Source organism: Arthrobacter flavus (assembly GCF_039526005.1).
Lineage (GTDB): Bacteria > Actinomycetota > Actinomycetes > Actinomycetales > Micrococcaceae > Arthrobacter_D > Arthrobacter_D flavus.
Genome location: NZ_BAAAIJ010000061.1, coordinates 24,720 through 32,623 on the forward strand (window position 1 = coordinate 24,720; position 7,904 = coordinate 32,623).

Consider the following 7,904-nt stretch of genomic DNA (forward strand, 5'->3'; position numbering starts at 1 on the left):
AGCTAAAAGGACATTCAATGACACAGGCGCCACGTTCCGGCTCCGGACGCAACAACCCCAAGCGCGACGAGGATGGCCCCCGCGAGGGTGCACCCCGCGGCGGGTCAGCACGCGGTGGTGCGCCGCGCACCGGAGCGGGCTCAGCCCGTGGCCGGTCGGCACGCGACGCTTTCGGTCGCGGCTCGGCTGCTGGGGCAGGGCGCGACGGCGACGCCCGCCAGGGTTCCTCACGGGCGGGTTCGGATCGTGCAGGCTCGGGCCGCCCAGGTCAGGACCGCGCAGGCTCGGATCGTGATGGTGAACGTCGGGGCCCGGCCCGTGACGGAGCCAAGCGTCAGGGTCCAGCCCGTGGCAGCGCCGCACGCGCCAAGCCCGGCCGCGATGGAGCACCCCGCGACGGGGCCCCCCGCGAGGGCGGATATTCTCGCGACGGTGCAGCCCGCAGCGGCGGCCGTCCCACCGGAGGTCGCCCGTCCACCGGTCGCCCCACAACCGGCGGTTACCGCGGTTCATCAGAAGGTTCAGGCGAGGGCCGTCCCTTCGCTAACCGCACCCCCAAGCAGGCCGGCGCCAAGCAGGGTGGCAACCGGCAGAAGCCAGCAGGTCCCAAGGCTTTTGGGCGGGAACGCTTCGGTCAGAGTCTCGGACCGGTCCGCCGTCCCAAGGCGCAGGGCCCCAAGGCCCTGCCCGTCGATCGCCTCGACGTCCATAACCCGGACGGCGTGCGCCTGCAGAAGATCATGGCCTCGGCAGGAGTGGCGTCACGCCGCGTCTGCGAGGAAATGATCGAGGACGGCCGCGTCGAGGTCGACGGCACCATCGTCACCGACCTCGGTGTCCGGGTCGATCCCACCCAGGTCGCCATCCACGTCGACGGTATTCGCCTGCAGCTCAACGACCACCTGGTCTACTACGTTTTCAACAAGCCCAAGGGCGTCATTTGCACCATGGAGGACCCCGAGGGCCGTCCCTGCATCAGTGACTACCTGAAGAACAAGAACGAGAACGAGCGGCTCTTCCACGTGGGCCGTCTCGACGTCGCCACCGAGGGCCTGCTGCTCCTGACGAACGACGGCGAACTCACCAACCGTCTCACCCATCCGTCCTACGAGGTCCCCAAGACCTACCTGGTGCAGGTCCGCGGCCCCATGGCGCACGGCATCGGCGCGCAGATGCGAGAGGGCATTGAACTTGAAGACGGCATCGCCAGCGTCGACTCGTTCCGGCTCGTTGACTCCACTCCGGGACACATCCTGGTAGAGGTAGTCCTTCACTCGGGCCGCAACCGTGTGGTCCGTCGACTCTTCGAAGCCGTCGGCCACCCGGTCGAGCGGTTGGTTCGCACCCAGGTTGGCCCCATCCGGGTCAACGACCAGCGTCAGGGCAGCATCCGCGTCCTGGGCAACCAGGAAGTCGGACACCTGTTGGCAGCGGTGGGACTCTAAGCCATGCTTGGCGCTAATAACGGCGGTACCCACCTGTCTGGTCCCGTGCTCATTGTGGGCACGGGGCTTTTGGGCGCCAGCATTGGGCTGGGGCTGAAGGCACGCGGGGTCGACGTCGTTCTGACGGATATCTCTCCGTCCACCCAGGCGGTGGCCGAGGATATTGGTGCTGGCCGCGCCCTGAACCCGGTCGAGGCAATCGATCCGGAACTGGTCGTCATCGCAGCGCCACCCGACGTCGCAGCTGACTTGAGTGCCAAGGCGCTTACCGAGTACCCGGGCGCCGTCGTCGTCGACATTGCCAGCGTCAAGGCCTCGGTGCTTGACCATCTGATCACCGTCGTTGATGACGCGGCGCTCAGCCGTTACGTGGGGACCCACCCGATGGCTGGCCGGGAGAAATCCGGGCCGGTCGCCGCCAGCGCGGAACTGTTCACCAGCATGCCGTGGGTGGTCTGCGCAACAGATCACAGCACGGCCGTCGCCATCCGCACCGCCGAAGCGTTGGCCATCGACCTGGGCGCCGTCGTCGCGCGCATGAGTGCCGAGGAGCACGACCAGTCGGTCGCGCTGATCTCCCACCTCCCGCAGGTCCTGTCCTCGCTGGTGGCCAGCAGGCTGCAGGATTCACCACCACACGCGCTGGCCCTGGCCGGCAACGGGCTGCGCGATGTAACCCGGATTGCCGCCAGCGACCCACGGCTCTGGGTACAGATCCTCTCCGCGAACGCCGACCGCCTGGTCCAGATCCTGTACGGGGTGCGGGAGGACCTGAACCGTTTGATCGGTACCCTTGAGAATCCCACGGGGGCCGGATCGCGCCTCGACATGGCCCAGCTGATCTCCGAGGGCAATGTGGGCCAGGCCCGCATCCCCGGCAAGCACGGCACCCCGCCCGAGGCGTTCGCCCGCATGACGGTGCTCGTCGACGACGTGCCGGGACAGATCGCGCGGCTCCTCACCGAGATTGGCGACGCCGGGATCAACCTTGAGGACCTGCGGCTGGAACACTCGCCCGGGCGTCAGGTGGGTATGGCCGAAATATCGGTGGTACCCGGTAAACGGCATGATCTTCTTGAATTCCTTACCGCCAACGGTTGGAAAGTGGTCCAATGAGCACCCCCCATTCCTTGTTCCGCATCGGCAAGTCCCTTGTCGTCGCCATTGACGGGCCCTCCGGGTCCGGCAAGTCCAGCGTGAGCCGTGAGGCTGCGCGTCAACTCCATGCCGCCTACCTGGATACCGGCGCCATGTACCGGGCAGTCACCTGGCACTGCCTCGCGGAAGGGGTGGACCTGGGTGACGGCGCCGCCGTCGAACACGCCGCCCGCACGATCGAGCTGGGGATCAGCACCAAGCCGGATCACGAGTCCATGACCGTCGGCGGCAAGGATGTCACCGATGCGATCCGCGAGCCGCGGGTCTCGGAGGCTGTTTCGGCGGTGGCCACCACGTTGGGTGCCCGCAGCGAACTGATCCGCCGTCAACGGCAGATCATCGCTGACTCCGGGCACCGCATTGTGGCCGAGGGCAGGGACATCACCACCGTGGTCGCCCCGGACGCTGAGGTGCGGATCCTGCTGACTGCCAGTGAGGCCGCCCGCCTGCGCCGCCGCGGCGACCAGCTCGGTGGCACCCAGACCGAGGCGCAACTGCAGGCGCAGGTTCTCGGTCGGGACACCAAGGACTCGACAGTCGTCAATTTTCACCAGGCCGCAGACGGCGTGGTTACCGTAGATTCATCGGAACTCGATTTTGAGCAGACCATCACGGCTGTGCTCGACGTCGTTCGAACCGTTGCACACTGATAACGAAGGAATGCACTCATGACTGACAACCAGGCCCGCCCTGACATTGAAGGGGCAGAAGAGTTTGAGCCGACCGGCGAGGACTCGATTGCGGAGCGCCTGGCCGGAATCGACGACGACGAGGCTGAGGTCCGCGCGCGGTCCCTCCGGGCCGGACTCGACGACTATGAGCTCGATGAGGAAGACGCTGCCCTGCTGGCGTTGGAGCCCGAGGACTATGACCCCGACGCGCCCCTGCAGCTCGACCCGGTACTGGCGATTGTTGGACGTCCCAACGTCGGCAAGTCCACCCTGGTCAACCGCATCCTCGGCCGTCGCGAAGCGGTTGTCGAAGACACCCCCGGCGTCACCCGTGACCGGGTCATGTACTCAGCGACCTGGAACGGCCGCGGGTTCACCCTCGTGGACACCGGCGGCTGGGAGCACGATGCCCGCGGCATCCACGCCCGCGTCGCGGACCAGGCCGAGATCGCCGTCGACATGGCCGACGCCGTCCTGCTGGTCGTCGACGCCACCGTCGGTGCCACCGCCACCGACGAAGCCATTGTGCAGATGCTCCGCAAAAAGAAGAAGCCGGTCATCCTCGTTGCCAACAAGGTTGACGACATCCAGAATGAAGCCGACGCGTCCACCCTCTGGGGGCTGGGCTTCGGCCAGCCCTGGCCGGTGTCGGCCCTCCACGGCCGCGGGACCGGCGACATGCTGGACCAGGCGCTTGAGGTGCTGCCCAAGTTCTCGGCACATGGTGGATTGGAACGCTCCGGCGGTCCTCGTCGGGTGGCCCTGATCGGCCGGCCCAACGTTGGCAAGTCCTCACTGTTGAACAAGCTGGCCGGCAGCGACCGGGTCGTCGTGGATCCGCTGGCCGGAACCACCCGCGACCCCGTCGACGAAATGATTGAACTCGACGGCCGTGTCTGGCGCTTTGTGGACACCGCAGGCATCCGCCGCCGCGTGCACATGGCCCAGGGCGCCGACTTCTATGCATCGCTGCGGACCCAATCAGCGTTGGAGAAGGCCGAGGTGGCAGTGGTGCTCCTCGCCGTGGACGAGGTGCTCAGCGAACAGGACATCCGGATCCTCAACCTCGCCATGGAATCAGGCCGTGCCCTGGTGCTGGCGTTCAACAAGTGGGACCTGATGGACGATGAGCGCCGCAAGTACCTGGAGCGCGAAATCGAGCAGGACCTGGCGCATGTCGAGTGGGCGCCCCGCGTGAACATCTCGGCGCTGACCGGCTGGCACAAGGACCGTCTGACCCCGGCACTGGACCGCGCCCTGGAATCGTGGGACACCCGTATCCCGACCGGACGCCTCAACGCGTTCCTTGGTGAACTGGTTGCTGCCCACCCGCACCCGGTCCGCGGTGGAAAGCAGCCCCGGATCCTCTTCGGCACGCAGGCCTCCTCGCGTCCGCCGAAGTTCGTCCTCTTCACCACCGGGTTCCTGGACCCGGGCTATCGTCGGTTCATCCAGCGTCGCCTGCGGGAGACCTTCGGCTTCGAGGGAACGCCGATCGAGGTCGCCATGCGGGTCCGCGAGAAGCGCGGCAAGAAGAAGTAGCCGCTTCCGTACAACTTTCCCCAGGTACCCGACCCACGACCGCGTGTCGCGGGCAAACACGCCGACTGCTCGACGTCGGCAGCGTCAGTACCTGGGGAAAGTTGCACGCCCTGGTGGGACCGGCATTTGGGTGGCTGCCCCGGTTCGTTCAAGGGCACCGGTATGCGATAGGATTCTTCAGGTGGTTCAGCCGGTATCGGCTGGCCAATCGGGATGTGGCGCAGCTTGGTAGCGCACTTGACTGGGGGTCAAGGGGTCGCAGGTTCAAATCCTGTCATCCCGACAGCGAAAACCCCGCCGTTCTAGGCTTTGTAGCCCGGATCGGCGGGGTTTTTCTTTGCCGTGGAGGATTCTGGTAAAGCTCCTATATTCAATGCTTTGGAATCTTGTGCAGCTATAAAACCGCCCCCAAACCGCCCCGAATTCACCTTTGCTCGAGCTGACGCCGTCGGATCTGCCCCGGGGCGACCCAGGCGTAGCAGGCGAGGCTTTCCTCGACCCACTGAATCCGGACCGTGTCACTGGTCCATGCCTGGGCGAAAGCTTTAGCTGTCGACGTGTGGCCATCAGGGAAAATCAGATCAGCCCAGAGCGGGACCGACTTCTCAGGGGTGTGTACGATAGCGGGATCCGGTACCTCCACTTGCAGGGGCGGGGTCCAGTTGCGGTCATCTGGGGCGAGGCCCCAACTGTCGCCATGAAACTTGTGCACCATTCCACCAACATACTCTTGGGGTATGACGAAAACCGGGCCATGTGCGTTCTGCGGAACAACCACAAAGCTAACTCACGAACACGTTCTGCCTCACCATTGGAAGGGTTCGTTTCCTTCCTGGGGCGGCGTGGCATCCCGGCATCACAGCGTCTTTGAGACGAAGGACAAAATTACCCACAAGGCTCACACTATTTTCGATGAGCAGGCGAAGGACAGCGTCTGCGGAGACTGCAACCACGTGTGGATGCAGGTTATGGACACCGAGGCGAAAACCCTCGTTCATGATCTGGCTCGTGGTAGTAGGCCCACTATCATCGAAGGCGAAGCTGCTCTGCTCAGTACTTGGGTCACGAAAGTTGGTTTGGTGCGCACCCTTTTGAACCGCAAGGGATTGGCTAACGCTCACGAAGTCGTATTCAGGCGGTTTTTTGAGCACAACGCTCCCACCATGCCTCATATGGTTCAGATCGGTTCACTAGACTTCCCAGCGCGAGCAAGTTCTAACACTTCCCTTAACCACCTTGTTGTCCAGCGAAAAGCAGGGATCCCCCTGTCGGATCCGTTCTTATTGGACTCCGCAAACGTCGTGACATTAGGGATAGGACGACTTTTCCTTCAAGTTGGGCTCACCTCTAAGAGCGATTATTCATTGAATGCATGCACGTCTAATCTCCGAGCGGTGCGGTCCCGCTTCCCTGGTCGAGTGATTTTACTCGGTTTGGGCGAAGATACTGAGACACCGCAGCAGACCCTGAGCGCGGAAGACTTTGCAATCGCAGCGGAACCGGGAGACCTCACAGGAGCGATCAAGTTTCAAGGGCTCCCTCAACGATTAGAAGCCCCTCGCCCCGAGTAGGGGTGAGGGGCAATAACCAGCGCACGGCCGTGAACGATTGATATTTTTTGGTTTCAGGTGGTGGTGCGGTGTTGGGGATCGTTTGTCGGGTCAGCGAGGACTGTTGCGAGTGCGTCCATGGTTATTCTCCCTTGATTGTGACCGTGTGGTTGGGTCCCCGGGTAGGAGTCCGGCGACTATGTGAGTTTCGCATCCGATAATGGGTGCAGGAGGAAGTTCACTTTTATGGCGCGTAGACATACCCCTGATCAGGTCATCGCGAAGGTCCGTCAGGGCCAGAAGATGCTCAACGATGGACGGCCGATGATTGAGGTCGTGAAGGAACTGCAGGTCACCGAGGCGACCTGGTACCGGTGGGTGAACCAGTACGGTTCCGAGCACAACGCCAGCCAGACTAAGGCCGTGAAGGACCTGGAGAAGGAAAACGCCCGGCTCAAGCGGCTGTTAGCGGAGAAGGAGCTGGCCATCGACATCCTCAATGAGGTGGCGAAGGGAAAATTCTGAGCTCCGAACCTCGCCGCCGTGCAGTGCGCATGGCAGTGGAAAAGTTCGGGGCGTCAGAGAGATTCGCGTGCAAGGTCTTGGGTCAGAACCGTTCCGCGGTGCGGAAGGCACGTCCAGTGGTTAGCTTCGAGGAAGCCCGGCTACGAGCGGCGTTGCGGACCGTGGCAGGGATGCATCCGGTGTGGGGTTGGCGGAAGGCTCGCTGGCACCTGCTGGGTCAGCCGGAATGGGCCGGCGTGGTGCTGAACGCTAAGCGGGTGCGCCGGCTCTGGCGGTCCGAAGGACTGACGTGCAAGCCAAAAGCGCGCAAGCGGCGCCGCACCGGCCCGGGCGCTGGAGAGCAGAAGCGGCTCAAGGCCGAGTACCCGATGCATGTGATCAGCTTCGACTTCCAATCCGATGTGACCTCCTGCGGGCGCCATGTCCGGTTCTTCAACGTTATAGACGAATACACCCGCACCGCTCTGGCGATCATCCCGAGACGGTCTTTCACCGCGACGGATGTGGTCGCGGTGCTCGAGGACATCATCGCTGAAACCGGCGTCGTCCCCACCCATGTCCGTTCCGATAACGGACCGGAATTCATCGCTACTGCACTGATCAGCTGGTGCCAAACCGCCGGCGTGAGGACCGCGTTCATCGACCCGGGCTCGCCCTGGCAGAACGGATACGCCGAATCATTCAACGCCCAATTCAGAAGGGAACAACTCACCGGAGAAATCATCGACACCATGGCCGAAGCGAAATACCTCGCCGATGAATGGAAACAAATCTACAATCATGAACGGCCCCACGGATCCCTCAACGGAATGACACCGTCCGCATACTGGGAAAACTGGACCACAGCAAACCAACTAGCTATCGCATAGCCACTGGACTGCTAACGGGGAACCAACCACAGGCTCGGGCGTCAAGAGCAGCCTCGACAGCGCCTAGCCCCGGGTTTTCATCGGATGTGTGGTTCGGGGCGTGTTTAAGCAGGGAAAGAGTGCTCTGACTTGGGAAAATAGTGG

At 63.5% G+C, this 7,904-nt stretch carries 6 protein-coding genes and 1 tRNA gene; 6 read left to right on the forward strand and 1 reads right to left on the reverse strand.

All coding sequences use genetic code 11. The annotated features are described in order from the left end of the window. Positions 1–17 precede the first annotated feature (17 nt). From ABD059_RS17010 to ABD059_RS17030, 5 genes are all read left to right on the forward strand, one after another. Positions 18–1,445, forward strand: a complete 1,428-nt coding sequence (locus ABD059_RS17010) for a pseudouridine synthase (RefSeq protein WP_343882233.1) — start codon at positions 18–20, stop codon at positions 1,443–1,445. A 3-nt stretch (positions 1,446–1,448) separates the two neighbouring features. Continuing rightward, positions 1,449–2,561: a prephenate dehydrogenase gene (locus ABD059_RS17015; protein WP_343882234.1), complete on the forward strand. Its 1,113-nt coding sequence runs from the start codon at positions 1,449–1,451 to the stop codon at positions 2,559–2,561. Continuing rightward, complete coding sequence (cmk, locus tag ABD059_RS17020; RefSeq protein WP_343882235.1) at positions 2,558–3,253, forward strand: (d)CMP kinase; 696 nt, start codon at positions 2,558–2,560, stop codon at positions 3,251–3,253. The genes ABD059_RS17015 and cmk overlap by 4 nt, the downstream gene beginning before the upstream one ends. Before the next feature lie 18 nt (positions 3,254–3,271). Further along, the gene (der, locus tag ABD059_RS17025) at positions 3,272–4,816 is read left to right on the forward strand and encodes a ribosome biogenesis GTPase Der (RefSeq protein ID WP_343882236.1); all 1,545 of its coding nucleotides are present in this window, start codon (positions 3,272–3,274) and stop codon (positions 4,814–4,816) included. Positions 4,817–5,025: 209 nt separating this feature from the next. Further along, positions 5,026–5,099 (forward strand) — tRNA-Pro (locus tag ABD059_RS17030). Between the two features lie 141 nt (positions 5,100–5,240). Here the strand turns inward: ABD059_RS17030 and ABD059_RS17035 are convergent. After that, positions 5,241–5,531: a hypothetical protein gene (locus tag ABD059_RS17035; protein WP_343882237.1), complete on the reverse strand. Its 291-nt coding sequence runs from the start codon at positions 5,529–5,531 to the stop codon at positions 5,241–5,243. A gap of 1,081 nt (positions 5,532–6,612) precedes the next feature. On the opposite strand from ABD059_RS17035, the gene ABD059_RS17040 reads away from it, so the two are divergent. Then, positions 6,613–7,760, forward strand: a protein-coding gene (locus ABD059_RS17040; protein WP_343882238.1) for an IS3 family transposase whose coding sequence is annotated in 2 segments (ribosomal slippage) — positions 6,613–6,886 and positions 6,886–7,760 — 1,149 coding nt in all. Because the reading frame shifts where the segments join, the coding sequence is not laid out codon by codon here. Positions 7,761–7,904: the final 144 nt, after the last annotated feature.

Coding starts and splice junctions, on each gene's coding strand:
- ABD059_RS17010 (WP_343882233.1), top strand. CDS start 18: ATGACACAGGCGCCACGTTCCGGCTCCGGACGCAACAACCCCAAGCGC.
- ABD059_RS17015 (WP_343882234.1), top strand. CDS start 1,449: ATGCTTGGCGCTAATAACGGCGGTACCCACCTGTCTGGTCCCGTGCTC.
- cmk (WP_343882235.1), top strand. CDS start 2,558: ATGAGCACCCCCCATTCCTTGTTCCGCATCGGCAAGTCCCTTGTCGTC.
- der (WP_343882236.1), top strand. CDS start 3,272: ATGACTGACAACCAGGCCCGCCCTGACATTGAAGGGGCAGAAGAGTTT.
- ABD059_RS17035 (WP_343882237.1), bottom strand. CDS start 5,531: ATGGTGCACAAGTTTCATGGCGACAGTTGGGGCCTCGCCCCAGATGAC.